This window comes from Sphingomonas sp., assembly GCF_035944535.1.
Classification (GTDB): Bacteria; Pseudomonadota; Alphaproteobacteria; order Sphingomonadales; family Sphingomonadaceae; genus Sphingomonas_B.
Map to the genome: position 1 here is coordinate 440,041 of NZ_DASZBC010000014.1, position 24,654 is coordinate 464,694.

The 24,654-nt window shown below is 66.3% G+C and carries 23 protein-coding genes; 9 read left to right on the top strand and 14 right to left on the bottom strand.

Going from position 1 to position 24,654, the window contains the following annotated elements; all coding sequences use genetic code 11:
• Nucleotides 1-43 precede the first annotated feature (43 nt).
• The 3 genes from ppc to VGT77_RS15325 all read left to right on the top strand — a co-directional run bounded on the left by ppc (nt 44) and on the right by VGT77_RS15325 (nt 3,519).
• Nucleotides 44-2,704 (top strand): phosphoenolpyruvate carboxylase, encoded by a 2,661-nt coding sequence (gene ppc, locus VGT77_RS15315; protein WP_327463948.1) that lies wholly within the window; start codon nt 44-46, stop codon nt 2,702-2,704.
• Between the two features lie 98 nt (nt 2,705-2,802).
• On the top strand, nt 2,803-2,961 hold the full coding sequence (locus VGT77_RS15320; protein WP_327463949.1) for a hypothetical protein: 159 nt from the start codon (nt 2,803-2,805) through the stop codon (nt 2,959-2,961).
• Nucleotides 2,962-2,964: 3 nt separating this feature from the next.
• Nucleotides 2,965-3,519, top strand: coding sequence for an alpha-ketoglutarate-dependent dioxygenase AlkB (locus VGT77_RS15325; RefSeq protein WP_327463950.1), 555 nt, complete (start codon nt 2,965-2,967; stop codon nt 3,517-3,519).
• A gap of 87 nt (nt 3,520-3,606) precedes the next feature.
• Here the strand turns inward: VGT77_RS15325 and VGT77_RS15330 are convergent, their stop codons facing one another.
• The gene (locus VGT77_RS15330; RefSeq protein WP_327463951.1) at nt 3,607-5,043 is read right to left on the bottom strand and encodes a carotenoid oxygenase family protein; all 1,437 of its coding nucleotides are present in this window, start codon (nt 5,041-5,043) and stop codon (nt 3,607-3,609) included.
• A gap of 62 nt (nt 5,044-5,105) precedes the next feature.
• Between VGT77_RS15330 and VGT77_RS15335 the strand changes: the two genes are divergently transcribed.
• On the top strand, nt 5,106-5,693 hold the full coding sequence (locus VGT77_RS15335) for a TetR/AcrR family transcriptional regulator (protein WP_327463952.1): 588 nt from the start codon (nt 5,106-5,108) through the stop codon (nt 5,691-5,693).
• Here VGT77_RS15335 and VGT77_RS15340 read toward each other — a convergent pair.
• From VGT77_RS15340 to rimP, 9 genes are all read right to left on the bottom strand, one after another.
• Complete coding sequence (locus VGT77_RS15340) at nt 5,647-6,525, bottom strand: LysR family transcriptional regulator (protein ID WP_327463953.1); 879 nt, start codon at nt 6,523-6,525, stop codon at nt 5,647-5,649. The two genes, VGT77_RS15335 and VGT77_RS15340, sit on opposite strands and share 47 nt — an antisense overlap.
• Nucleotides 6,522-7,352 (bottom strand): subclass B3 metallo-beta-lactamase, encoded by an 831-nt coding sequence (gene bla / locus VGT77_RS15345; RefSeq protein ID WP_327463954.1) that lies wholly within the window; start codon nt 7,350-7,352, stop codon nt 6,522-6,524. Before bla ends, VGT77_RS15340 begins: the two co-directional genes overlap by 4 nt.
• Nucleotides 7,352-8,101: a hypothetical protein gene (locus VGT77_RS15350; protein ID WP_327463955.1), complete on the bottom strand. Its 750-nt coding sequence runs from the start codon at nt 8,099-8,101 to the stop codon at nt 7,352-7,354. Before VGT77_RS15350 ends, bla begins: the two co-directional genes overlap by 1 nt.
• A gap of 72 nt (nt 8,102-8,173) precedes the next feature.
• Nucleotides 8,174-9,109, bottom strand: coding sequence for a DUF808 domain-containing protein (locus VGT77_RS15355; RefSeq protein WP_327463956.1), 936 nt, complete (start codon nt 9,107-9,109; stop codon nt 8,174-8,176).
• 49 nt (nt 9,110-9,158) lie between these two features.
• Complete coding sequence (gene rbfA, locus VGT77_RS15360) at nt 9,159-9,557, bottom strand: 30S ribosome-binding factor RbfA (protein WP_327463957.1); 399 nt, start codon at nt 9,555-9,557, stop codon at nt 9,159-9,161.
• 76 nt (nt 9,558-9,633) lie between these two features.
• On the bottom strand, nt 9,634-12,195 hold the full coding sequence (gene infB, locus VGT77_RS15365; protein WP_327463958.1) for a translation initiation factor IF-2: 2,562 nt from the start codon (nt 12,193-12,195) through the stop codon (nt 9,634-9,636).
• Nucleotides 12,188-12,883, bottom strand: a complete 696-nt coding sequence (locus tag VGT77_RS15370) for a DUF448 domain-containing protein (RefSeq protein ID WP_327463959.1) — start codon at nt 12,881-12,883, stop codon at nt 12,188-12,190. The genes infB and VGT77_RS15370 overlap by 8 nt, the downstream gene beginning before the upstream one ends.
• Nucleotides 12,884-13,013: 130 nt before the next feature.
• Nucleotides 13,014-14,612: a transcription termination factor NusA gene (nusA, locus tag VGT77_RS15375; RefSeq protein ID WP_327463960.1), complete on the bottom strand. Its 1,599-nt coding sequence runs from the start codon at nt 14,610-14,612 to the stop codon at nt 13,014-13,016.
• Nucleotides 14,613-14,617: 5 nt separating this feature from the next.
• Nucleotides 14,618-15,169 (bottom strand): ribosome maturation protein RimP, encoded by a 552-nt coding sequence (gene rimP / locus VGT77_RS15380; RefSeq protein WP_327463961.1) that lies wholly within the window; start codon nt 15,167-15,169, stop codon nt 14,618-14,620.
• A gap of 185 nt (nt 15,170-15,354) precedes the next feature.
• Here rimP and VGT77_RS15385 point away from each other — a divergent pair, with 185 nt between their 5' ends.
• The 3 genes from VGT77_RS15385 to VGT77_RS15395 all read left to right on the top strand — a co-directional run bounded on the left by VGT77_RS15385 (nt 15,355) and on the right by VGT77_RS15395 (nt 18,909).
• Nucleotides 15,355-16,500: a PQQ-dependent sugar dehydrogenase gene (locus VGT77_RS15385; RefSeq protein WP_414713415.1), complete on the top strand. Its 1,146-nt coding sequence runs from the start codon at nt 15,355-15,357 to the stop codon at nt 16,498-16,500.
• 1 nt (nt 16,501) lies between these two features.
• On the top strand, nt 16,502-18,322 hold the full coding sequence (locus VGT77_RS15390; RefSeq protein WP_327463962.1) for a DUF885 domain-containing protein: 1,821 nt from the start codon (nt 16,502-16,504) through the stop codon (nt 18,320-18,322).
• A gap of 86 nt (nt 18,323-18,408) precedes the next feature.
• Complete coding sequence (locus tag VGT77_RS15395; protein WP_327464016.1) at nt 18,409-18,909, top strand: hypothetical protein; 501 nt, start codon at nt 18,409-18,411, stop codon at nt 18,907-18,909.
• A gap of 104 nt (nt 18,910-19,013) precedes the next feature.
• On the opposite strand, the gene VGT77_RS15400 is transcribed toward VGT77_RS15395, so the two are convergent.
• Nucleotides 19,014-20,078 (bottom strand): alpha/beta hydrolase, encoded by a 1,065-nt coding sequence (locus tag VGT77_RS15400; RefSeq protein ID WP_327463963.1) that lies wholly within the window; start codon nt 20,076-20,078, stop codon nt 19,014-19,016.
• Nucleotides 20,079-20,165: 87 nt separating this feature from the next.
• Nucleotides 20,166-20,810 (bottom strand): LytTR family DNA-binding domain-containing protein, encoded by a 645-nt coding sequence (locus VGT77_RS15405; protein WP_327463964.1) that lies wholly within the window; start codon nt 20,808-20,810, stop codon nt 20,166-20,168.
• A gap of 54 nt (nt 20,811-20,864) precedes the next feature.
• Here VGT77_RS15405 and VGT77_RS15410 point away from each other — a divergent pair, with 54 nt between their 5' ends.
• Both VGT77_RS15410 and VGT77_RS15415 read left to right on the top strand, forming a co-directional pair.
• A complete protein-coding gene (locus VGT77_RS15410; protein WP_327463965.1) occupies nt 20,865-21,305 on the top strand; it encodes a CoA-binding protein in 441 nt (146 codons plus the stop codon).
• 120 nt (nt 21,306-21,425) lie between these two features.
• Nucleotides 21,426-22,532, top strand: coding sequence for a PHB depolymerase family esterase (locus VGT77_RS15415; protein WP_327463966.1), 1,107 nt, complete (start codon nt 21,426-21,428; stop codon nt 22,530-22,532).
• 15 nt (nt 22,533-22,547) lie between these two features.
• Here VGT77_RS15415 and VGT77_RS15420 read toward each other — a convergent pair whose 3' ends face one another.
• Both VGT77_RS15420 and VGT77_RS15425 read right to left on the bottom strand, forming a co-directional pair.
• A complete protein-coding gene (locus VGT77_RS15420) occupies nt 22,548-24,068 on the bottom strand; it encodes a fumarate hydratase (protein ID WP_327463967.1) in 1,521 nt (506 codons plus the stop codon).
• A 34-nt stretch (nt 24,069-24,102) separates the two neighbouring features.
• The gene (locus VGT77_RS15425) at nt 24,103-24,636 is read right to left on the bottom strand and encodes a GNAT family protein (protein WP_327463968.1); all 534 of its coding nucleotides are present in this window, start codon (nt 24,634-24,636) and stop codon (nt 24,103-24,105) included.
• Between the last annotated feature and the right edge of the window lie 18 nt (nt 24,637-24,654).

The window sequence follows — 24,654 nt, forward strand, 5'->3', positions numbered from 1 at the left end:
CAGCGCGATTGACTAAGCCGCTGCTGCACCGCAGCATCGGATCATGGCCGAGCTCCCCCCGATCGCGCAGAACCCCGACATCCGTTTCCTGGGCAAATTGCTTGGCGACGTGATCCGCCATTATGGCGGCGAACGGCTCTACCGGCGCACCGAATATATCCGCAGCGCCTCGGTCGACCGGCATCGGGGCGCCGCGCAGGCGATCGACACCGGGCTTGAAGCGCTGACGCTCGACGACACGCTCGATTTCGTGCGCGGCTTCATGCTTTTTTCGATGCTCGCCAACCTCGCCGAGGACCGGCAGGGGATCGCGTCGGAGCCGGGTGCCGATGTCGCCCATGCGGTGGCGCGCCTGCGCGAGCAGGGCGTCACCGACGCGGCGCTGCTCGAACTGTTGGAAACCGCCCTCGTGGCGCCGGTGCTGACCGCCCACCCGACCGAAGTGCGCCGCAAGAGCATGATCGATCACCGCAACCGCATCGCCGAACTGATGCGGCGGCGCGACACGGGCGCGGAGGAGACCGCATCGGGCGAGCCGCTCGAACAGGCGATCGCCCGCCAGATCGCGCTGCTGTGGCAGACGCGCCCCTTGCGTCGCGAACGGCTCTACGTCGCCGACGAGATCGAAACCACGCGCGCCTATTTTCGCGACACCTTTCTGCCGGTGCTGCCGGCGCTTTACGCCCGCTGGGAACGCGCACTCGGCCAGGGTCTGCCCAGCTTCGTGCGGCCCGGTAGCTGGATCGGCGGCGATCGTGACGGCAATCCCTTCGTCACTGCCGACTCGCTCCGCTTGGCGATGGCGAGCGGCGCAGAAACGGCACTGGGTCATTATCTCGATGCCGTGCACCAGCTGGGGTCAGAACTGTCAGTCTCCTCGACGCTCGCACAAGTTGACGAGGCGGTACTGGCCCTGGCGGAGGCGAGCCACGACGCCTCACCCGCGCGGGCTGACGAACCCTATCGCCGCGCCTTGTCCGGCATCTATGCACGGCTGAGCGCCACCTATCGCGAGCTGACCGGCAAGGCGCCGCCGCGCGCCACCAGCCTGACGGCCGCGCCCTATGCCGCGCCCGCCGAGCTGCAGGCGGACCTGGCCGCGATCAACCACTCCATCTCCAAGGATGGAGGTGTGCTGGCGGGCGCCGGCGCATTGAGCGGTCTGATGCGCGCAGTCGATGCCTTCGGCTTCCACATGGCGACGCTCGACCTGCGCCAGAACAGCGCGGTGCACGAGCGGGTGGTCGCCGAGCTGCTGCGCGTTGCCGGCGTCTCGCCGGACTATGCCGCGCTTGACGAGTCTGCTCGGGTCGCGCTGTTGCAGCAAGAACTGGCCTCGCCCCGCCTGCTGGCCACACCGTTCGCCGGCTATTCGGACGAGACGCAAAGCGAACTCGCGATCGTCCACGCGGCAGCCGAAGCGCACCGGCGCTACGGCCCCGCCGCGATCACCCAATATATCGTGTCGATGTGCAAGTCGGTGTCCGACCTGCTGGAAGTGCAGTTGCTGCTGAAGGAAGCGGGGCTGTACCGGCCAGGCGAAGCGCCGGCGATCATGGCGGTGCCGCTGTTCGAGACGATCGGTGACTTGGAAGCCGCACCCGCGATTATGCGCGAGTGGCTCGCGCTGCCCGGCATTGCCGACTGGGCCCGCGCGCGCGGGCGTCAGGAAGTCATGCTCGGCTATTCGGACTCGAACAAGGACGGAGGGTATCTGACCTCCGTCTGGTCGCTTTATCGCGCGAGCGAAGCTCTGCGAGAGGTGTTCGCCGAGGCGAGTGTCGGCATGCAGCTCTTCCATGGCCGCGGCGGCGCGGTCGGGCGCGGCGGCGGCTCGTCGTTCACCGCCATTCGCGGCCAGGCGCCGGGCACCGTCCAGGGTCGCATCCGGATCACCGAGCAGGGCGAAGTCATTGCCGCCAAATATGGCACGCCCGAAAGCGCGGCGGCCAATCTGGAGGCGATCGCGGCCGCCACCCTGCTCGCCTCGCTTGAACCGCCGCTGTTGAGTGCCGGGGATGCGGGGCGGTTCCAGACGGCCGCTGAGCAACTCTCGAAAAGCGCGTTCGGCGCCTATCGGGGCCTCGTCTATGAGACGGAGGGGTTCCGGACCTTTTTCCGCCAGATGACGCCGATCGCGGAGATCGCGACGTTGAAGATCGGATCGCGCCCGGCCAGCCGCACCAAATCCGACGCGATCGAGGATCTGCGCGCCATTCCCTGGGTGTTCAGCTGGGCGCAGGCGCGCGTCATGCTGCCCGGCTGGTACGGCGTCGGCAGCGCGCTAGAGGGTTTCGGCGACCGCGGATTGCTGCGCACCATGGCGGTAGAATGGCCGTTTCTCGCTACTACGCTCGGCAATCTGGAGATGGTGCTCGCCAAATCCGACATGGAAATCGCCGCCCGTTATGCCGGGCTGGTCGAGGATCGCATACTCGGCGAGACTCTCTTCGACCGCATCCGCGACGAGTGGCGCCGCACCCATGACCAGCTGCTGGAAATCACCGGCCAGTGCCGGCTGCTCGAGCGCAATCCGTCGCTCGATACCTCGATCAGGCTGCGCCTGCCCTATATCGAGCCGCTCAATCTGCTCCAGGTCGAATTATTGAAGAGGCATCGCGCCGGCGAGCAGGATGAGCGGGTCGCGGAAGGAATTCAGTTGTCGATCAATGCGATCGCCACCGCGCTCCGGAACAGCGGTTAACCACCTACTTACCTTTCGCTGGAGCATGCGCCCGGTCTACCGATGCGAGGCCGGAACAAACGTGCAGGATGCGCGCTGTGGCGGCGGGGAGTAACCTGATGCTGTGGATCGCCGTCCTTGTTTCCTTCCTGCTGGCGCTCGGCCTCGCGTCGTTCGTGCGATCGCGGCTGCGGCGACCGATCGCGCTCACCGAAGTGCAGCCGATGCGGGCGACGCTGGAGCGGCGGCTGCGTGAGGGACGCGACTTCCACATCTAGGCCATGACAGGCGACCTGTTCGGGCCGGGCATTGCTGGCCTCGCGTTCGCCGTCGACTTCGTCTCACCGCAGGAAGAACAGGCGCTGATTGCGGCAATCAATGCCGCACCGCTCGAGCCGTTCCGCTTCCAAGGCTGGACCGGCAAGCGCCTCACCACCTCCTATGGCTGGCGCTATGACTTCGAGGACAGCCGCTTCGCCGAGACCGAGCCATTGCCCGGCTGGCTGCTGCCGATCCGCGCCCGCGCCGCCGCTTTCGCCGGATTGCGGCCGGACGAACTGCCGCATGCCCTGCTGATCCGCTACGATCCCGGCGCCGGCATTGGCTGGCACCGGGATCGGCCGGTCTTCGAGCATGTGGTGGGGATCTCGCTCGGCGCGCCCGACACGATGCGTTTCCGCCGCCGCTCCGGCACTCGGTTCGAGCGTCACTCGATGACACTCGAGCCGCGCGCCGCCTATCATCTGAGCGGACCCGCGCGCTGGGAATGGGAGCACAGCATCAGTGCCGCGGAGCGCACGCGCTGGTCCATAACCTTCCGGAGCCTGCGCTCCTGATCTCGTCATTGCGAGGAGCATAGCGACGAAGCAATCCAGCGGCGTCGACCACTGGATTGCTTCGCTACGCTCGCAATGACGAAGTGTTTAGGCGCTAGCCACCCAGTTGCCGTGAAAGCCCGGAGGGACGCGGTGTGGCACGCGGATGCTGGCCTGCGGTTCGCCTTCAAAATCGCGCGCGTTGAGGATGACGAGGTCGGTGCTCTCGGCCGGATAGTTGACGACGAGGCCGATCAGCCAGCCTTCGTCCTCCGCCGCCGCTGCATGGGCAGGCACGAACACGAACTCGCCTGGGTAACGGCCATCGCCAAAGTCGTGCACCTGGCGCGTGCCGGTCTCCAGATCATGCTTGTAGAGTTTCGTCGCGCCGAGAAACTGGTCGGCGCGGCCCTCCGGCAGCGCCATGGCATAGGCATAGCGATAGGGCTCGCCGGTCAGCCGCTCGTCGGGCCGCGGGAATTCCTGCGGGCTGGCGTCGATTGCCTGGCGCGCGACGCGGTGCGCGGCCGGGTCGATCGTCCACCGCTCGAAGGCGCTGGCGACGCTATCGGGTCCGTGCGCGGAACGGCCGAACATCGATTCATGCGCCACGACATCGACCACGACGCGCCCGTCCGGCAGGTCATAGGCGTTGCAGGGGTGGAAGACGTAGCAGGGCTCGACATCGCACCAGATGATGTCCTCCGCCTTGCCCTGGCGCGGCAGCAGCCCCACCCGCGCGCGGTGATCGGGGTTCCAGGCATAAGGAAAGTTATGCCCGGCGATCAGCTTCTTCATCGAAAAGGTCACCGGCAGGTCGAACACCAGCACATAGCGCGCCGTAATCGCGCAGTCATGGATGGATGGGCCGTGCTGCACCGGGATCGGCTCCTCGCGCACCACCTTGCCCTCGGCCGACACCACCACATGGCGCACGACGTTCTGATCCATGCCTTCATAGCAGATGGCGTGGTTCTCACCGGTCAGCGGATCGAAATGCGGATGCGCGCTGAAGCTGCCCAGCAGCGTGTCGTCGAACGGATTATAGGTCTGTTCGTCGAGATCGTCCGACAGCTCGACCGGATAACTGCCGGCTTCCACGAGCGCCCAGGTGCGGCCACCGATGCCGGTGACATTGGTGTTGACCGTGTCGAAGCCGCCATGCCGCGGGCCGGGCGCCGCCTCCACCCCGCGCAGCTCCGCCACCCGCTTCGAACGGATCCATCGGTTCTTGTACCAGAGCGCGCGGCCGTTCTGCAGGCGAAGCCCATGCACCATGCCGTCGCCGCTGAACCAGTGATGGCTGCGCGGATCGGCCGCGATCGGATTGGGGCCGATGCGCAGATAACGCCCGTCCAGCGCCGCCGGGATCGTGCCGCTGACCGGCAGCTCGGTCAGCGTCTTTTCATCGGTCATCGGCGCGTGGATGCCGGTCAGGAACGGGTGATCTTCGACCGGAGGAAGCCGCTTGCGGTTGAAGCCGGCCAAAGCGGTGACCCCCTTGGCCACCGTCGAACGAATCAGTGTTTCTACGGAGCTTGCCACAGCGACTCTCCTGCGCCAGATGTTGACGGCATAAACATAGCTCCAATGGTAACAGTGTCAACATGGAAAAGCGCAGCTATCATCATGGCGATCTGAGGCGGTCGCTACTCGACGCCGGGCTGGAGCTGCTGGAGACGCGCGAGGCACATGATCTCTCCCTGCGAGAAGTCGCGCGCGCGGTCGGCGTCAGCGCCACCGCGGTCTATCGGCACTTTCCCGACAAGGATGCGCTGCTCGACGCGCTGGCCGCCGAGGGGCTGGGCCGGTTGGGCGCGGCGCAGCACCGCGCCGCCGAGGCGGCGGGCGGCGGCGAAAAGGGGTTCGTTGCGACCGGCATCGCCTATGTCCGCTTCGCGCTTGATCATCCCGCACTGTTCCGCCTCACCTTCAGCGCAACGGCAGCCCGCAACATCCTCGCCCAGCCGCCCGAACATGTGCCAGACGCCATGGCCTTCCTGCGCGAGAATGCCCGCGCTGCGGGCGAGCTGACCGGCATGGACCCGCATGTGATCGCCGTCCGCGCCTGGTCAATCGCCCATGGCCTGGCGCTGCTGATCCTCGAACGGCAAATCGAGCCCGATGACGCGCTGATCGAAGCGGTGATCAGCGCAGAAGTGCTGAAGCTGCCTCGTCCACCAGCCAGCGCCTGAAGGCCTCCATCTCGGGCGTGAGCGCACGCGACTTGAGGTGCGTCAGCCAATAACCGCCAATGTCCGCCTCGACTGCGAAGGGCCGCGCCAGCCGGCCCGCTTCGAGTTCGCGCATGAACATCGAAGGCGGCGCCAGCGCCACGCCAAGCCCTTCCAGCGCCGCATCGACCATCAGCCGCGAGGAGTCGAACACCGGCCCGCGCAGCACCGGTGCCTGCAATCCGGCAGCGGCAAACCACCGCGTCCAGTCATCGGCCCGATAGGACCGGAACAGCGTCGTGCCGAGCAGGTCGGCCGGCTGCTTCAAACCCTCCGCGATCGCCGGCGTGCAGAGCGGCGATACCGGGGCGTCGACCAGCCGCTCGGCATTGGTCGCATGCCAGGCGCCGTCGCCGAAGCGGATCGCCAGATCCAATCCTTCCTCGGCCAGGTCGACCCGGTTATTGTTGGTGGAGAGGCGCAGGTCGATCTGCGGGTGGGTGGTGCGGAACCGCTCCAGCCGCGGCAGCAGCCAGCCGACGGCGAACGTCCCCACCACGCCAATGCTGAGCACCGCGCCGGAACTGCCGGCCAGCCGCTCGACCATCGCAGCCATATCGTCGAGCGAGCGGCTCAGGACAGGCACCAGCGCCTTGCCTTCGTCAGTCAGGGCCAGCCCCCGCGGCAAGCGATGGAACAGCGGCAGGCCGAGCCGCTCCTCCAGCGCCTTTACCTGGTGGCTGAGCGCCGCGGGCGTGACCCGCAGCTCGATGGCGGCATGGGTGAAGCTCAGATGCCGCGCCGCCGCTTCGAAGGCGCGAAGATTGTTGAGCGGCAGGTATGGGCGGATCATCGAGGCGCGGGCGATTCCCTGGCGTGCTGCGCCTCGATACGCGCTTCCGACTTGTCCAGAAAGGCGGCGCAGCCCTCCTTGTCCAGAAAGGGATTCGGCCTTCCCGGTGCCATTCGCGCCCGCTTCTCCGTCATTCCGAAGTAAGAAGCGTGGGCGCCCAGAAACACTTCGCAATCGAGCGACCGCCATTTGGCGAAAGAGCGGCGGAAATCGTCCATGATCCAGGGATAGGCCGGGTTGTCTCTCAGCCGATAGCCGGGCGCGCTGGCGCCACAGATGAAGAGCGCGTTGCGCATGCGTTCATCGACCCGCACCTGGAGCGTCCAGCTTGTGCAGCCGCGCGTATGGCCGGGCGTCACATGCGCCGTCATGCGGATGCGGCCGAGCGTCAGCCGCGCGCCATCTTTGGTCAGGCTGTCCACCTTCACGGGCGGATAGGTGAGCGTGTCGCCAAAGGCGAAGTCACCGCTGCCCCCTCGCTCCAGCAGCTCCGCATCGGGCGCGGATGCCAGCAGCCTGGCGCGCGTCGCACGCTTCAGCTCGGCGAGGCCACCGGCATGATCGTAGTGCGCCTGGCTGTTGATCAGAAATCGCACCCGCTTCGGGTCGAAGCCGAGCTGCCGGATGCTGTCGAGGATCAAGGGCGCGCTCTGGGGAAGGCCGCCGTCGAGCAGGATCATGCCCTCCGGGTCGACTACCAGATAAGCCGCGAGATCGGCCGTTCCGACATAATAGAGATTGTCGGCGATCCGGAACGGCGCGACAGGCGCGTTCCACCGCGCCTCTTCCGCGCTCAACGTGGCGGCAAACACCAAGGCGGACAGCATCACACCGCAGCCGTATAGAAGCGGGAGGACTCGTCGAAGTCGATGATCGGCGCGCGGATCACGCCTCCCGTCAGCCGCTCGCCGCGCACGGGGTCGACCGCCTTGATGTCGTAATCGGGGGCGCCTGCGTCGAGACCGGAGACGACCACGTCGAAGGTCGTCGCGGGCCCACCCTGCGGCACGAACCAGTGAATATTATCCCGCTCCGAACACATGGTTGAGACTTCGCCCGCTTTGGCGACGTAATCGCGGGTGGGCCGGAGCAGCATGGCGCCGGGCTCATCCCCGACTCGGTCAAAGTTGCGGATGCGGAAGGCGCCTTTCACGACCATGTGCGCTGAGACCATGTGCCGATGCCCGTGCGGCGTGATGACGTTGTCGGGGGCGAAGTCGAACAAGGCGACGCCGTAGCTCAGCTTGTGGGGTGCGCCTTGCTCGTCCAGGAAGCGGACATGACGCTTGGACGGGTCGTTGGCGGAGCCCTTGCCGGCGGGCGCCACGCGAGCCCGGGCGATCTCCGCCCAAAGCTCCTCCAGTTCGACCTGTGCGGCAAGCCGTTCCACTCCCGCGCTCCATGAAGGCCCGTTGATCCGCCCGGCCGCGAGACTGGATGCAAGCGCCTGCTGCTCGTCGATCCAGCGCGCGACGTTGCCCCGCTTCGAGGCCGCTCGTGCTTCACCGACAAGTGCGTAGACTGCGAAGCTCGACAGGATCGTCGCCAGCCCGTCGCGCCGTGTCAGTGGATCCATCGCTCTCTCCCTCGCCGACAAGCTTCGGCGAGGCGACGACGCCACGCAAACGAGAAAAGCTAGAAGCTCCCGTTAGTGCGCGCCGCCCTTGCGCGGGACCAGGTGCAGGACGCCGACGATGATGCCGCCGACGATCAGCCCGACGATGCCCGAGCCGATCGCCGTCACCAGCCATTCGACAAAGCCATGCGCCACCGGCGCGGCATGCGCTGCGCCGACCGCGACATTGTGGAGCGCGTGCGGCAGCGCCTCCCAATGGAACGCCTCCAGGCCGTGCACCAGAATGCCGCCGCCGACCCAGATCATGGCGGCGACGCCCACCACCGAGAGGATGCTCATCAGCACGGGCATGCCCTTGACCAGCCCGCGGCCGAGCGCCCCGGTGCCGGGCCTTTGCGACAGGTGCAGGCCGACATCGTCCATCTTCACGATCAGCGCGACCACGCCATACACAGCGATGGTGATCGCGATGCCTACCACTGCGAGGGCGAGACCCTGGGTCAGCAGCGACTGGTCGGCCACTTCGTTCAAAGCAATAGCCATGATTTCGGCCGACAGGATGAAGTCGGTGCGCACGGCGCCGCTCACCATCTTCTTCTCGAGCTCGGTCGATTCGAGCGCCACATGATCGTCGGCCTTGCCATGACCATGGCCGCTGACCGCCTCGATCAACTTCTCGACGCCTTCGAAGCAGAGATAGGCACCGCCGATCATCAGCAACGGCGTGATCGCCCAAGGCAGGAACGCCGTCAGCAGCATAGCCGCCGGCAGCAGGATGACGAGCTTGTTGAACAGCGATCCTTTGGCGATGCGCGCGATGATCGGCAGTTCGCGATCAGGCGTGAAGCCATGGACGTAGCGTGGCGTCACCGCGGTATCGTCGACGACCACGCCCGCCGCCTTCACTCCGGCGCGGCCCGCTGCGGCGCCGATATCGTCGATCGAAGCGGCCGCGAGCTTCGTGATCGTCGCGACGTCGTCGAGCAGGGCGAACAGACCGGATGCCATCAGCGTACCTCCGCCCACGGCGTTAGCGGCTGGACTTCAAAAGAAAAGGTCAGTCCTCGTCGCCGCCGAGATCGCGCGCCACTTCGGGCCGGCGCAGGATGGAGTCGATATGGCTCGCCTCGTCGAAGCTTTCGTCGGCGAGAAACTTGAGCTGGGCGGAGAATTTCAGGTTCACGCGCTTGGCCACCTCGCCGCGCAGATATTTGACGTTCCGCTTCAAGGCCGCGAGCACTTCGCCTTCGTCGGCGCCCAGCAGGGGTTTAACGAACACGGTCGCATGACGCAGGTCCGGCGACATGCGGACTTCCGTCACCGAGACGCTGTGGGAGGCAAGCACCGGATCATGCACTTCGCCGCGCATCAGCACGTCGGACAGCACATGCCGCACCTGCTCCCCCACACGGAGCAGGCGGACGGATCGGGTTTCGGGAGTGGTGTGAGCGGGCATATCTATCACATATTCCGTTCGTATCGAGCGAAGTCGAGATACGCTTCTCGACTTCGCTCGAAGCGAACGGGAAAGATTACAGGGTCCGCTCGCGCATCTCGACTTCGAAGGTTTCTAGATAGTCGCCGGCCTTGATGTCGGTGAAGTTCTGGCTGAACGTCACGCCGCACTCCAGGCCCGCCCGCACTTCGGCGACATCGTCCTTGAAGCGGCGCAGCGAGGCGATCTCGCCATTGTAGATGATGACATCGGCCCGGGTGATGCGCGCCTTGAGCGCCTTGCGGATGACGCCTTCGGTGACGAGCAGACCCGCCGCCTTGCCGTGCTTGCCGGCCGAGAAGACCTCGCGGATTTCGGCACGGCCGACGACATGCTCGATTGCTTCCGGCCCGAGCTGCCCGGCCATGCCGGCGCGGATCTCGTCGGTGAGGTGATAGATCACGTCGTAATATTTGAAGGCGACGCCATCGCGATTGGCGATCTCGCGTGCCTTGGCGTTAGGACGCACGTTGAAGCCGATGATCGGGGCGCGGCTGGCCGAGGCCAGGATCACGTCGCTTTCGGTGATGCCTCCGACGCCGGCCGACAGGACACGCACGCGGATGTCGTCCGTGCCGAGCTTGCCCAGCGCGCCGACGATCGCCTCGACCGAGCCTTGCGTGTCGGCTTTGACCACCACCGGATATTCGATCGCCTGCTTTTCGCGCAGCGCCGAGAACATCGATTCGAGCGAGGCCGGAGCAGAGGTCGTCCGCTTCTGCTGAATGACGCCGGCACGGTAAGCCGCGACCTCACGCGCACGCGCTTCGTTCTCGACCACCGTCAGCTTGTCGCCGGCGCCGGGCACACCCGAAATGCCGAGCACTTCGACCGGCACCGAGGGGCCTGCTTCCTTGACGTTGCGTCCCTTGTCGTCGACCAGCGCGCGGACCTTGCCGCTCTCCGCGCCGACAACGAAGATGTCGCCGACCTTCAGCGTGCCGCGGTTGACGAGAATGGTCGCGACAGGGCCGCGGCCCTTGTCGAGCTTCGCCTCGACCACCGTGCCTTCCGCTTCGCGATCCGGATTGGCGCGCAGCTCGAGTAGTTCGGCCTGCAGCTGGATTTTCTCGATCAGCTCGTCGAGATTCTCACGCTTCAGTGCCGAGACTTCGACGTCCTGCACGTCGCCGCCCATCTGCTCGACGATGACCTCATGCTGCAGCAGTTCCTCGCGGACGCGCTGCGGATTGGCCTCGTGCTTGTCGATCTTGTTGATCGCGACGATCATCGGCACGCCGGCCGCCTTGGTGTGGTTGATCGCCTCGATCGTTTGCGGCTTCAGTCCGTCATCGGCCGCCACCACCAGAATGACGATGTCGGTGATGTTGGCGCCGCGCGCCCGCATCTCGCTGAACGCCTCGTGGCCCGGCGTGTCGAGGAAGGTGATCTTGTCGCCCGACTTCACCTGCACCTGATAGGCGCCGATATGCTGAGTGATGCCTCCGGCTTCGCCTGCGACCACGTCGGTGCCGCGCAGCGCATCGAGCAGCGACGTCTTGCCATGGTCGACATGGCCCATGATGGTGACCACCGGCGGACGCGGCTGCAGCGTATCCTCGGCATCGACATCGTCGGTCGTCTGGATGTCCACATCGGACTCGGACACGCGTTTGATGCGATGGCCGAACTCGGTGACGAGCAGCTCGGCCGTATCCTGGTCGATAGTCTGGGTCAGCGTGACGGGCATGCCCATCTTGAACAGCGCCTTCACCAGGTCGGCGCCGCGTTCGGCCATGCGGTTGGCGAGCTCGCCGACGGTGATCGCGTCCGGCACCACCACGTCGCGGACCTGCTTGGCCTGGGGCTGGCCGAAGCCGGACATGTGCGCGCGCTTTTCCTTTTCGCGCGCACGCTTCAGTGCGGCGAGCGAGCGGGCGCGGGCGCCTTCATCGTCCGAAAGAGCGCGGGTGACGGTCAGCTTGCCGGACTGGCGGCGGTCGTCGCCGCCACGGGGTCCCGGACGGGCCGGACGCGCCGGCGGCTCGGGCCGGCGCGGCGCCTGGACGGGCGTGAAGCGACGGGGCGCGGGAGCGGTGGCAGTCCGCTCTTCGGCCTTAAGCTCTTCGGCGGCAGGAGCGGCCGGTGCCGGCGCGGCTTCGGCAGGCGGCGCTTCGGCGGCGCGGCGCGCCTCTTCCTCGGCAGCCTTGCGCGCTTCTTCCTCCGCGCGGCGATTCTCCTCGGCGCGGCGCTTTTCTTCCTCGGTCTGCTGCTGCCGCTGCTGTTCGTCGCGGCGGCGCGCTTCTTCCAGCGCACGCTGGCGCGCTTCCTCGGCTTCGCGGAGCAGGCGTTCCTGCTGCTCGCGCCGCTCGAGCGCGGTCATCGGGCGGGCGGGCGCAGCCTGGGGCGGCGCGGCCGGACGCGGCGCCTCGGCGACAGGCGCGGGCGTCGGCTGCGCGACTTCCGGCTCAGGCGTCGGCGTCGGTTCGGCCTCGCCCGGGCGGCCGAGGATGCGGCGCCGCTTCACTTCGACCACGACGGTGTTCGAGCGGCCGTGGCTGAAGCTTTGCTTGACCTTGCCGGTCTCGACCGTGCGCTTCAGGCCAAGAGGGGCCCGCGTACCCAGCTTCGGCTTTTCCTTGTTGTCGATATCACTCATGAACCGTCGTCAGCCCTTCATTCGCAGCATCTGCCGCATCGCCCGCCGGCGTCGCAGCGGCGATTGAACCTTGCGAGTTGCTTTCGCAAGGCCGATCGCCTGAACCAAATCCGATAAACCGGTGCCAGCGCGTCAGCATCTCGCCGACACGCCTGGCCGCACCCTGATCGATGATCGCGATATGTACCACATTCTCGCGGCCCAGGGCAGCCGACAATATGGTACGCGGCGCGGCGATTACGAGGCCCCGCAAGCCGCTTCCTTCCGCATCGCTGCCCATGCGCAATGCCTGGTCGAGCTTGCGATTGCCGTCCTCGCCCGCATCAGCCGCGTGCAGCAGCAGATGCACCTGGCCCGATCGCGCCGCATTGTCGATCCGGTCGGAGCCGGTGACGAGCGTGCTCGCCCGCGCCTCAAGGCCGAGCCGGTCAAGCGCGGCGCGTTCGAGTTGCTTCTCGATCTGCTCCGGCAGGTCCGACGGTATCGTAAGATCGCGCCGGCGAAAGGCCCGGCCGAGCGCGGACTTAAGCTTGCCGCCGTCAAGCGCGGCCTGCAGCGCCTTGCGATCGACGCCAATCCAGGCGCCACGGCCGGGCGCCTTGGCGCGGACATCGGGCAGCACCTCACCTTCGGGCGAGACGACCAGCCGGATCAGCGCCGCCCGGTCGGTCTTGCCGCCGGTCAGCACGCATTTGCGCTCAGGTCCGTCTTTATCAGGCTTGTTCCCCGGCGAAGGCCGGGGTCCACTCACATCCGCCGGCTGGACCCCGGCCTGCGCCGGGGAACTGCGAGGATGCTTCAGCCCTAGCTTCGGCCGCTCATTGGGAGGTTTCCGCAACGGCGTCCTCCTCAAACCAATGCGCGCGCGCGGCCATGATGATCTCGTTGCCCTGCTCTTCGGTAAGACCATAGTCGGCAAGGATGCCGCCCTTGTCTTCCTGGCGCTTTGGGGCGTCTTCGTTGCGTCGGCGCGGTTCCTGCCGCTTCTTGGCGATCAGCTCGTCGGTCGCGAGATCCGCGAGATCGTCGAGCGTCTTGATGCCGGCCTTGCCCAGCGTAACCAGCATCGCCTCGGTCATGTACGGCATGGTGGCGAGATCGTCCTCGACACCTAAGGCGCGCCGCTCCTCGCGATTGGCTTCCTCGCGCCGCTCCAGCGCTTCCTGGGCGCGGCTCTGCAGCTCGGCGGCCAGCTCCTCGTCGAAACCCTCGATCGAGGCAATCTCGTCGGTTTCGATGTACGCCACTTCCTCCAGGCTGGTGAAGCCTTCGGCGACCAGCAGCTGCGACAGCGTCTCGTCGACGTCCAGCTCGGTCTGAAACATTTCGGACCTTTCGGCGAACTCGCGCTGGCGCTTTTCGGATGCGTCGGTCTCGGTCAGGATGTCGATCGCCTTGCCGGTCAGCTGCGAAGCGAGGCGCACATTCTGGCCCCGGCGGCCGATCGCCAGCGACAGCTGGTCGTCGGGCACCACCACTTCGATCCGGTCCTCTTCCTCGTCGATCACGACGCGGCTGACATTGGCCGGCTGCAGCGCGTTGACGACGAAGGTCGCGGTGTCGGGCGACCAGGGGATGATGTCGATCTTCTCGCCCTGCATCTCCTGGACGACCGCCTGCACGCGGCTGCCCTTCATGCCGACGCAGGCGCCGACCGGGTCGATCGAGGAGTCGCGGCTGATCACGCCGATCTTGGCGCGGCTCCCCGGGTCGCGGGCGGCGGCCTGGATGGTGATGATGCCGTCGTAGATCTCGGGCACTTCCTGCGCGAACAGCTTCTTCATGAAGTCTGGATGCGCGCGGCTGAGGAAGATCTGGGGACCACGATTTTCGCGGATCACGCGCAGGATCAACGCGCGGATGCGATCACCAACGCGCACCACTTCGCGGGGGATCTGCGCGTCGCGGCGAATCACGCCCTCAGCGCGGCCCAGATCGACAACGATATGGCCGAATTCGACGCGCTTGACGACACCGGTGATGATCTCGCCGACGCGGTCCTTGAACTCTTCATATTGCCGCTCGCGCTCGGCTTCGCGGACCTTCTGGAAAATGATCTGCTTGCTGGCCTGGGCCTGGATGCGGCCGAACTCGATCGGCGGCAGCGGATCGACGATGAAGTCGCCGAGCTTGGCGTCCTTCTGCAGCCGCTGCGCGTCGGCGACCGAGACCTGCTTGTAGATATCGTCGACCTGCTCGACCACTTCGACGACGCGCCACAGGCGGAGATCGCCATTGGTAGGATCGAGCTTGGCGCGGATCTCCATTTCCGCGCCGTAGCGGTTCTTGGCGGCGCGCTGGATCGCGTCCTCCATCGCCTCGATGACGATGGCGCGGTCGATCAGCTTTTCTTTCGCGACCGAGTCCGCGATTGCAATCAGTTCGGCCTTGTTGGCGGAAACAGCGGCAGTTGCCATTCCAGTTACCCTTCTGCGTGGATATCGTCGTCGGCGGACTCGTCCTCGAACTCTTCGGCGCCGGCCGAAGAGAGAGGTGCGGTCGCCGCGATAAGCTTGTTGGTGAGCGTCAGCTTGGCGGTCTTGATGCCGGCGAACGGCAGACGAGCCTCGCGCCCATCCTTCGTCGCGATCACAATCTCTTCGCCTTCGGTGCCAATCAGATCGCCGGTGAATTGCTTGCGGTCCCCAATGGGCTCCGCCAGCGTGATCCGCGCCTCATGGCCAGCCCAGTCGCTAAAATCCTTGAGGCGGGTCAGCGGCCGGTCGATGCCCGGCGAACTCACCTCCAGCCGATAGGCCGCGTCGATCGGATCGGCCGCGTCTAACACGTCAGACAGGCGGCGCGACAGGTCGGCGCAGTCGTCGATCGTCAGCTGGCGCGTGTCCGGCCGCTCCGCCATCACCTGCAGCGTCGGATCGGAGGTGCCGCCGATCATCTGAACGCGCACGAGATCGAAGCCGAGCGCCTTCGCCTCGGGCTCGATCAACTGCGTCAGGGCGGCGATATCGGCCAATGAACGTCCTTCAAATGCACGAGCGTTCCGTGCCGGCGCCGCGTGGCACCAGCCTCAACTCCGTTACCGATGTCGAGGGAACAAGGGCGATATAGACCTTGCCGGCAGGAGTCACAAGGGCCGATTGGCGTCGGCGCGCCGGGGCGCTAGGCATTCGGCAACATCACAGAATCGGAGAGACGATCATGCGCCTGACCCTCGGCTTCGCTTTGGCTTCGACCATGCTCATGGCCTGCTCCAGCCAGGCCCAGCCCGGCCCCAATCAGCCGAGCGCGGCCAAGCCCTTCCAGGTTCAAGTCCTCACCGATTTCGACAAGCCTTGGGCGATGACCTTCCTGCCCGACGGCCGCATGCTGGTGACGCAGAAGGAAGGGCAGTTGCTGCTCGTCTCCGCGGATGCGAAGAGCCGCAGCTCGGTGGCCGGCGTACCGGCGGTGGACAGCGCCGGCCAGGGCGGGCTGATGGACGTCGTGCTGCATCCGCAGTTCGCGCAGAACCGGATGGTCTATCTGAGCTTCTCGGAAGCCGGCGAAGGCGGCAAGGGCGTCGCGCTCGCCCGCGGCACGCTGACCGATGGCGTCAGCCCGCGGCTCGACAATGTCCAGGTCATCTTCCGCGCCACGCCTTATGTGCAGGGCAATGGCCATTATGCGGGCCGCATCGCCTTTGGTCCGGACGGCAAGCTCTATTTCACCAATGGCGACCGTCAGAAGTTCACGCCGGCCCAAGACCCGAAAGCGACGCTCGGCAAGGTGCTTCGTCTGAACGACGATGGCACGCCCGCCGCCGGCAATCCGCTGGCGGCCAAGGGCTTCCACCCGGCCATCTGGTCCTATGGCCATCGCAACCAGCTCGGCATCGCCTTCGACGCCAAGGGCAATCTCTGGCAGCAGGAAATGGGTCCGCGCCATGGCGATGAGCTGAACCTGGTTCTGGCGGGGCGGAATTACGGCTATCCGCTCGCCTCCAATGGCGACCATTATCCGAATGAGCCGGTCGCCGATAAGAACATCCCCGATCACCGCCCGGGCGATGGCTTCGAGGCGCCCAAGGTCTGGTGGAACCCCGCCATCTCGCCCGCAGGACTGATGGTCTATTCGGGCAAGCTCTTCCCGCAATGGAACGGCGATGTGTTCATCGGAGGCATGAATACGCCGGGTCTGGTCCGCGTCGACGTGACCGGCACCAATGCGGAGAAGGGCGATTTCTGGGACATGGAGGGCGCGCGCATCCGCGAAGTCGACCAAGGACCGGACGGCGCCATCTATGTGCTGGAAGACGAGCGCAACAGCTCGCAGGGCCGCCTCCTCAAGCTGACCCCGGCGCGCTGACATGCGGAACGGAACTCTCAACCGCCGCGAGTTGCTGGCGGGAGCGGGCGCCCTGGCGCTGGCAGGCAAGGCCGCAGCGCAAGGAACCGCGCGGACCGGCAAGGATAAGCAGCTGCACGATCTGCTGATGCGACAGTTCGAAGCGGACCTGCAGCGCAATCCAACTTCGGCCACGAGCCTGGGAATGGACACCGGTGCCCGCGCCGCGCTCCGCTCCCGCTTTCCCGACTGGTCGCCCGCCGGGCGCGAGAGCGACCGCAAGGCGACGGCGCGCGATCTTGCCGACCTGCAGGCGCTCGGCCGTGACGGGCTGAGAGCGGAAGCGCAGATCAGCTATGATACCGCCGAGTTCAGCCTCGCGCGGCAGGCGGAGCTCGACCGTTTCCCCTATCACACCGCCGGCTTCGGCCATCGCGGCGGACCCTATGGAGTCACTCAGCTCGGCGGCTTTTACACCGGCGTCGGCAGCTTCATGGACACCCAGCACCCGGTCAAGAACAAGGCCGATGCCGACGCGTACATGGCACGCTTGTCAGCGATCCCAAGCCTGCTCGACGCCGATACCGAGATCGTCCGCAGCAATGCGGCGATGGACGTGATCGCCCCCCACTTCATTCTCGACCAGGCCATCGCTCAGCTGAAGCAGTTCCGCGACGGCGACGTGCGCCAGAAGACTTTGGTCAAGTCAATCGCGCGCCGCTCCGCCGCACTCGGCCTCAACGGCTATGAGGATCGGGCCGCCGCTATCGTCGAAGGCCCAATCCGCGCCGCGGCCACCCGCCAGATCGAGACCCTCACCAGATTGCTCGACCGGGCGGGGCCGACCGGCGTCACCAATCTGCCGAACGGCCAGGCCTATTACGCAACCTGCCTGCGCCTGCACACGACGACCCGGATGAGCGCGCAGGAGATCCATCAGCTGGGCCTCACTCGTGTCGCCGAGCTCAACGGCCAGATTGATGCGCTGCTTAAGGCGCAGGGCTATACGCAGGGCAGCATCCGCGAGCGGCTGAACGCCGTCGAGAAACGGCCCGGCCAAATCTTCCCGAACACTGATCCGGGCCGTGCCGAACTGATCGCTTATTTGAACGAGCGGCTCGCCGCCATTCAGCCGAAGCTGCCGCAGGTCTTCGCTCGCATGCCGACCCTGCCCTACGAGATCAGGCGCGTGCCGCCCGAAATCGAAGGCGGCGCGCCCGGCGGCTCGGCACAGCGCGGCCTTCCCGACGGCTCGCGTCCTGGCATTTTCTACATCAACCTGCGCGATACGTCGGAATGGCCGCGCTACACGTTGCCGACGCTTGCCTTCCACGAAGGGGCGCCGGGGCATCTGTTCGAAGGCGCGCTCAGCCTCGAAAATGGCGACCTGCCGATCTACCGGCAGACCGGCTCGGCGACGGCGTACAGCGAAGGCTGGGGGCTCTATTCGGAGCAGGTGGCGGACGAGCTCGGTATGTATGCCGACGATCCGCTCGGCAAGATTGGCTATCTGGGCTCCTATGCGTTCCGCGCCTCTCGCCTGGTCGTCGACACAGGCCTGCATGCGATGGGCTGGAGCCGCGAAAAGGCGATCGACTATATGGTCGAGAACTCGTCCCAGTCGCGCAGCGCGTCGCAGACCGAGATCGACCGCTACATCGTTTATCCCGGCCAGGCCTGCGCCTACATGGTCGGCCAGGTCGCGATCAGCCGCTTGCGCGCGGAAGCGGAGCGCGCCCGCGGTTTCGATATCAAGCGCTTCCACTCGCTCGTTCTCGACGGTGGCCGCATGCCGCTCGAAGTGCTCGAACGCCGGGTGCGGACGAGCTTTGGTTTGGGTTAGGAACAAGCTAAGCATTGCAGGCGTAATGAAGAGGAGGAGGTGACACAGCAGTGACGGCTTCCAGTGCCAAGTACACCATCGCGGAAATGCAGGAATTCGCGTCCTTTCCACCAGGCACGCAACGCTACATCCGAAGGTCGATCGGCATTGTCAGGGAACCAGGTGCCGTCGACCGCTATTCGCGCGATCCGATCGAACGGGTCTCCATCACCGTCCAGATGCGCAATTACGAGCGGCTGCCTGAGCTGCGCGGCCGCGTGCCGGAACGGGTGGGGCTCGAAGATGTCGAGGCGTTCATGGCGCCGCTTGTCGGCATCAGCGCCTTCGACCTGTCGCAGGAACGGCTGGTTAGTTTCCAGGCCTATCGCTTCCTCTACGAACGGCTGATAGGCGCCACCGCCCGGCCGTGGCTGCTCGGCGCCTTTTGTGCCGCCGCCTCGCTGCCGCACATTCCCGGCGAGCGCCGGCGCGATCTGTTCCTGACGATCACCGAAAGCGCCGCCACGGCGCCCGGCTGGTCGCGACGGGAACCCAGCTTCTACCCCGACTGGATCGACGCCGACGAAGCCGATCCCGACGAAGCGTAGCGTCCGCTCTTTTCCGTCATGCGAGCGGAGCGAAGCAATCCAGCTTCGGACTCGTAGACTCTAGATTGCTTCGTCGCTGCGCGTCTCCCAATGACGGAAATGGATCAGCGGCTGCCAATGGTCTTTAACCAGGCAAGCATCGGCACGATCAAAGCCTCGCGGTCGATCTTCCCGCCCTCGTCGCGATAGGCCGCATAACTAGAAGCATGCCGGAATAGGCTGTGGTCGATCCCCGGCATCGCCACGAACGTCGCCGTGCCCGGCCGCAGCGCATTGACCGCATCGACGATCATCTGATGACCGTGCCGCGGCTCGAACTGCTCATGCTCGCCCCACAGCACCAGTATCGGCGCTTCGATCCGGGTCCAGGCGGCGAGGAAGTTCTTGTCCGCCGCCTGCCAGTGCCAGGCGTGCGGCCGACCATAATGCGGCGGCGCCTCGACCGTGCCGCGCATCGATGCCCACACGCCCTTCAGATCAGGCTGCTCGCGCTCGACCTGCTCCGGCAGCTTGCGGTCCAGCAGATAGGCCTGGTTGAAGCGGATGCTCTTGAGCACCCGCCCGTGCACCTCGTCCGGCGGGAACTTGCCCGACCGTTCGAAATAGAAGCGGTCGAAATGGATCATGCGCTCAAGATACGTCAGCGCCCCGCCGCCCTGAACGGCGACGCCCGCCACCCTTTTGCCCTGCGCCACCAGCGGAGCCGTCGTCGACCCGAGGCTCGATCCGTAGATCACGAGTCGGGCGGGATCGATCCAGGGGTGCCGCGTCAGCTGGTCGAAGGCCTCGCGATAGTGCCTCACCTCGGTGTCGTAATCGAGCGCTGAACAATCTGGCCCCTCGCTGTCGCCCGTCCCCGCCCGCTCCACGCGGATGAACACGTGGCCCGATCGGAGCGGCAGCTGCCGCATCACCGATCGCGACTCCGGCGGCAGTTCCAGGCTGCCGCAGGACACCGCCTGGGTCATGAAGATGGCCGGCAGCTTGCCCTTGGCGCCCCCCGGCCGGGTCAGGATCGTCCGCAGCCGATATCCCTCCGACGCCCGCACGGCGCCATATTCCGTCTCCAGACCAGGCGTGGTCTCCAGCGGCTGCGCCTGCTTGCGCGGCAGGTCCCCTACGATCCGCGTCTGCGCCACCGCCGCGCCGCTCACCAGGATCAACGCCATCAACATGGTTCGCATTGGTCACCTCCGGCTGCGATCCTGGAGGGGCGGCCGCGCGCTCGCCAGCGCCGGGTGACGAAGGGACGAAAATCAGGCGAGCAGTTGCGCGCGAAAGCTGGGGCCGAGCTTCAGCGATCGGCCATTGTCGAGCAGCAGGTCGGCGCTCCTGACCTTCGCCACGCGCTGGCGGTTGACCAATGTCGAGCGATGGATCCGCACAAACCCGTGGGGCTTGAGCGCCGCCTCGACCGCGCCGAGCGGCGCCCGCACCAGCAGCGGCCGCTCGCCGCCGTGCAGCTCGACATAGTTCCCGGCGGCGGCGACCCAGGCGATCCGGTCGGGCGGCAGCGGCAGGGTGATGCTGCCCTCCCCGGTCCGCACCTCGTGGCGCCGCACGAGCATCAGCAGCCCCAGCGTCAGCGCCGCGCCCGGCACCCGCCGCGCGAGCTCGAAGAGATTGAGCGCGCCGGCGAGCAGAATCGCGCCCAGCAGCAGCGACAGCAGCGCGCCGCCGGCCGCCACCGCCAGGGGCCGCTGCCACCGCTTGCCCGCCTCAAACGCCAGTAGCCAGGGGGTGAGATTGACGATGCTCCAGCCGACCGCCTGCGCCACGCTCTCCGGCCGTCCCGCCAGGCTCGTGTAGATCAGGCAATAGAGCGCATTGGCGGCGACGACGGCCATCACGGCGAGTGCAATCATGCGTGGCGACCAGGGGCGGGCGAGCGACTCCAGCATGGTCGGAGCCTAGCAGAGATAGCAGGCGTTACGATGCCATATGGGAGACGAGACATGCCGCTCACCACCGATGCCGAGATTGCCGATCTGCTCCGGTCCACCCGCACCATCGCGCTGATCGGCGCATCCGACCGCCCCGACCGGCCGAGCTGGGGCGTGATGAAGTTCCTAGTCGATCACGGCTATCGCGTGCTGCCGGTCAACCCGCAGATCACCGGCGAGCATGTGCACGGCGAATATGTCTGGCGCGACCTGTCCCAGATCGGCGAACCGATCGACATGGTCGATATCTTCCGCCGCCCCCAGGCCGCCGGTGAAGCGGTCGACGAAGCCATCGCCGCCGGCGCCAAGTCCGTTTGGCTCCAGATCGGCGTCATCAACCACGAAGCCGCCGCCCGCGCCGAAGCCGCAGGCCTGAAAGTGGTCATGGACCGCTGCCCCAAGATCGAGATTCCACGGCTACGGGTGCCGAGTATCCAAGGAGCCGGAGGCTGAACACACTTATTGTGCAGTGCAGCAACCGGAGCCTTATGGGCGCGTTGAGACGCTTGGGCCCGAAGCCCGGAAGGACGCACCGTGACAGGTCTTGCCGAAACAATCTCCCGCTTGGCGGCAATGCGCGCAAAACCGCTGCCAGGAGGGCTCTCCGCGCCTGAGGACAGGCTGGGCAACATCGACGATTTCGGGTCCAATCCGGGCAATCTGCGCGCCCGCATCTACATCCCAAATGGCTTGGAAGCGGGCGCGCCGCTGGTCGTCGTGCTGCACGGCTGCACCCAGACGGCGGCGAGCTATGATCATGGCGCCGGCTGGTCGGTCCTGGCGGACCGCTACGGCTTTGCCCTGCTATTTCCCGAACAGCGGCGCGCCAACAATTCGCACCTGTGCTTCAATTGGTTCCTGCCCCAGCATACTCACCGAGACGGCGGGGAGGCCCTTTCGATCGCCCAGATGGTGCGTACCGTCCGGGCGCGCCATCATACCGACCCGGCCCGCACTTATGTCACCGGGCTGTCGGCGGGCGGCGCGATGACGTCCGTGATGCTGGCGACCTATCCGGAGCTGTTTGCCGGAGGTGCGATCATTGCTGGGCTTCCATTCGGAGCGGCGGCCTCGATGCCGGAGGCCTTCAGCGCCATGCAGGGAAGCGCGATCGCCGATGGGGCCGGCCTTGCAGCGAAGGTGCGGTCCGCTTCTGCGCACGACGGCAGTTGGCCCATGGTGTCTGTTTGGCACGGGACGGGCGACCGGACCGTGTCGGCGGTCAATGGCGTCGCGTGCGTGGAGCAATGGCGCCAACTTCATGCCCTGCCGGCCCAGCCTTCCGAAAGCCGCCGGACAGGCAATGCGGCGCAGCGGCTCTGGCGGGATGCTGCAGGCCGCGTGCAGTTGGAGGAAACAGTCATCCGCGGGATGGGGCATGGCACGCCGGTGGACCCGTCGCTCCAGGGCGGTGGCAAGAGCGGCGCTCACATGCTGGACGTCGGCATCGGCTCTTCTCAGGAGATTGCGCGCTTCTGGGGTATTGCAGGACCAGCGTCCGCTCGCCCGACGGGCGAGGTGCCTGCGGCAAGACTTCCTGCTCCGATCGCGGCGGCTTCAGTAACTCCAGTCCGCCCGGAGCGCCTGATCAGAGAGGAACGGGAAGAGCGCCCGCCGGTCGAGACAGGCATTGCCAAGACGATCAACGATGCCCTTCGCGCGGCCGGCCTGATGCGCTGAGCAGGTGCCGCGAGGTCAGGCTTTCTCCAACAGCCGTTCCCTCGCGATCTTCTCACGCCAAACCAAGGGCGCCGTGTGATGAACGCTTTCGCCGGTCGCATCGACGGCGACGGTCACCGGCATGTCCTTCACCTCGAACTCGTAGATCGCTTCCATGCCCAGGTCCTCGAAGCCGACCACCTTGGCGCCCTTGATCGCGCGGGCGACCAGATAGGCGGCGCCGCCGACGGCCATCAGATAGGCCGCCTTGTGGTCGCGGATCGCCTCGATGGCGAGCTGCCCGCGCTCGGCCTTGCCGACCATGGCGAGCAGGCCCTGTTCCAGCATCATGCGCGTGAACTTGTCCATCCGCGTCGCAGTTGTCGGCCCGGCCGGGCCGACTACTTCGTCGCGCACCGGATCGACCGGGCCGACATAATAGATGACGCGGCCCCGGAACTCGACGGGAAGCTGCTCGCCTCTGGCCAGCATGTCCTGGATGCGCTTGTGCGCGGCGTCGCGGCCGGTCAGCATTTTGCCGTTGAGCAGCAGCCGGTCGCCCGGCTTCCAGCTCGCCACCACGTCCGGCGTCAGCGTGTCGAGATCGACCTTGATGGCCTCCTTGGACGGCGCCCATTCGACCTTCGGCCATTCATCGAGGTTCGGCGGGTCGAGATAGGCGGGCCCCGAGCCGTCGAGATGGAAGTGGGCGTGGCGCGTGGCCGCGCAATTGGGGATCATCGCGATCGGCTTGGACGCCGCGTGGGTCGGCCAATCGAGGATTTTCACGTCCAGGATCGTCGCGAGCCCGCCCAGGCCTTGGGCGCCGATGCCTAGCGCATTCACCTTGTCGAAAATCTCGATGCGCAGCTCCTCGATCTTGTTCTGCGGACCACGGAGCTTCAGCTGCGCCATGTCGATATCGCCCATCAGCGATTCCTTGGCGAGCGTCATCGCCTTTTCCGCCGTGCCGCCGATGCCGATGCCGAGCATGCCGGGCGGGCACCAGCCGGCACCCATTTGCGGCACCATCTCCAGTACCCAATCGACGATCGAGTCCGACGGGTTCAGCATCTTGAACTTGGACTTGTTTTCGGAGCCGCCACCCTTCGCTGCGACCGTCACCTCGACATGATGGCCCGGCACCATCTCGACGTTCAGCACCGACGGCGTATTGTCCTTGGTGTTGACGCGCGTGAAGGCGGGGTCGCGCAGGATCGAGGCGCGCAGCCGGTTCTCCGGGTGAAGATAGGCGCGGCGCACGCCCTCATCGATCACTTCCTGCAGCGACCTGCTCGACTCCAGCCGGCAGTCCTGGCCCCATTTTACGAAGACGGTAACGATGCCCGTATCCTGGCAGATCGGCCGATGCCCCTCCGCGCACATGCGGCTGTTGGTGAGGATCTGCGCGATCGCGTCCTTCGCTGCCGGCGACTGCTCCGCCTCGTACGCCGCGCCGAGTGCGCGGATATAGTCCATCGGGTGATAGTAGGAGATGTACTGGAGCGCGTCGGCGACGCTCTCGATCAGATCGGCTTCGCGGATGATGGTCGTCATGGGCGTGCCCCCTCGCACAGCTTTGCTGGCTGTTCTAGATCAGGGGCGTTGGCAGGGGAATGTCTGCAAACTCGGATTTGTCGAGCCGCAGGTAGACACTGTCGCACCAGTGTCCGCCGATATTCCAGGTCCTGCTCGCGCGGCCTGTTTCCACGAAGCCCAGGCGGGTGAGAAACCGGAGCGATGCGCTATTCCGCGGATCCACATCGGCTTCGACGGCGGGCAGCCCGTGAACTGAAAAGGCGCGGTCGAGCACCGGCTTGAGCGCTTCACGCGCAAATCCCTGGCCCCAGGTGCTGGGGTGCAGGATGAAGCCGATCTCGGGAAAGCGATAGAGACCTGCCTTGCCGATCACCCGCCCGTCCTGCTCGATCACGAAGTCCTCACCCTCGCCCGGATCGATGCTCATCATCGCGGACACCCAAGCCGCGGTCTCGCTCATGTCCGTGTGCGGAGGCGAGGACCAGAATGCCATCGCCTCGGGATCGCTCAGGATGCTGTGAAACGCTTCCACATCGTCCATCGATGCGGGCCTGAGCCGAAGCCGCGCCGTCTTGATCTCGATCATGCCAGGTGCGTAGCTCTC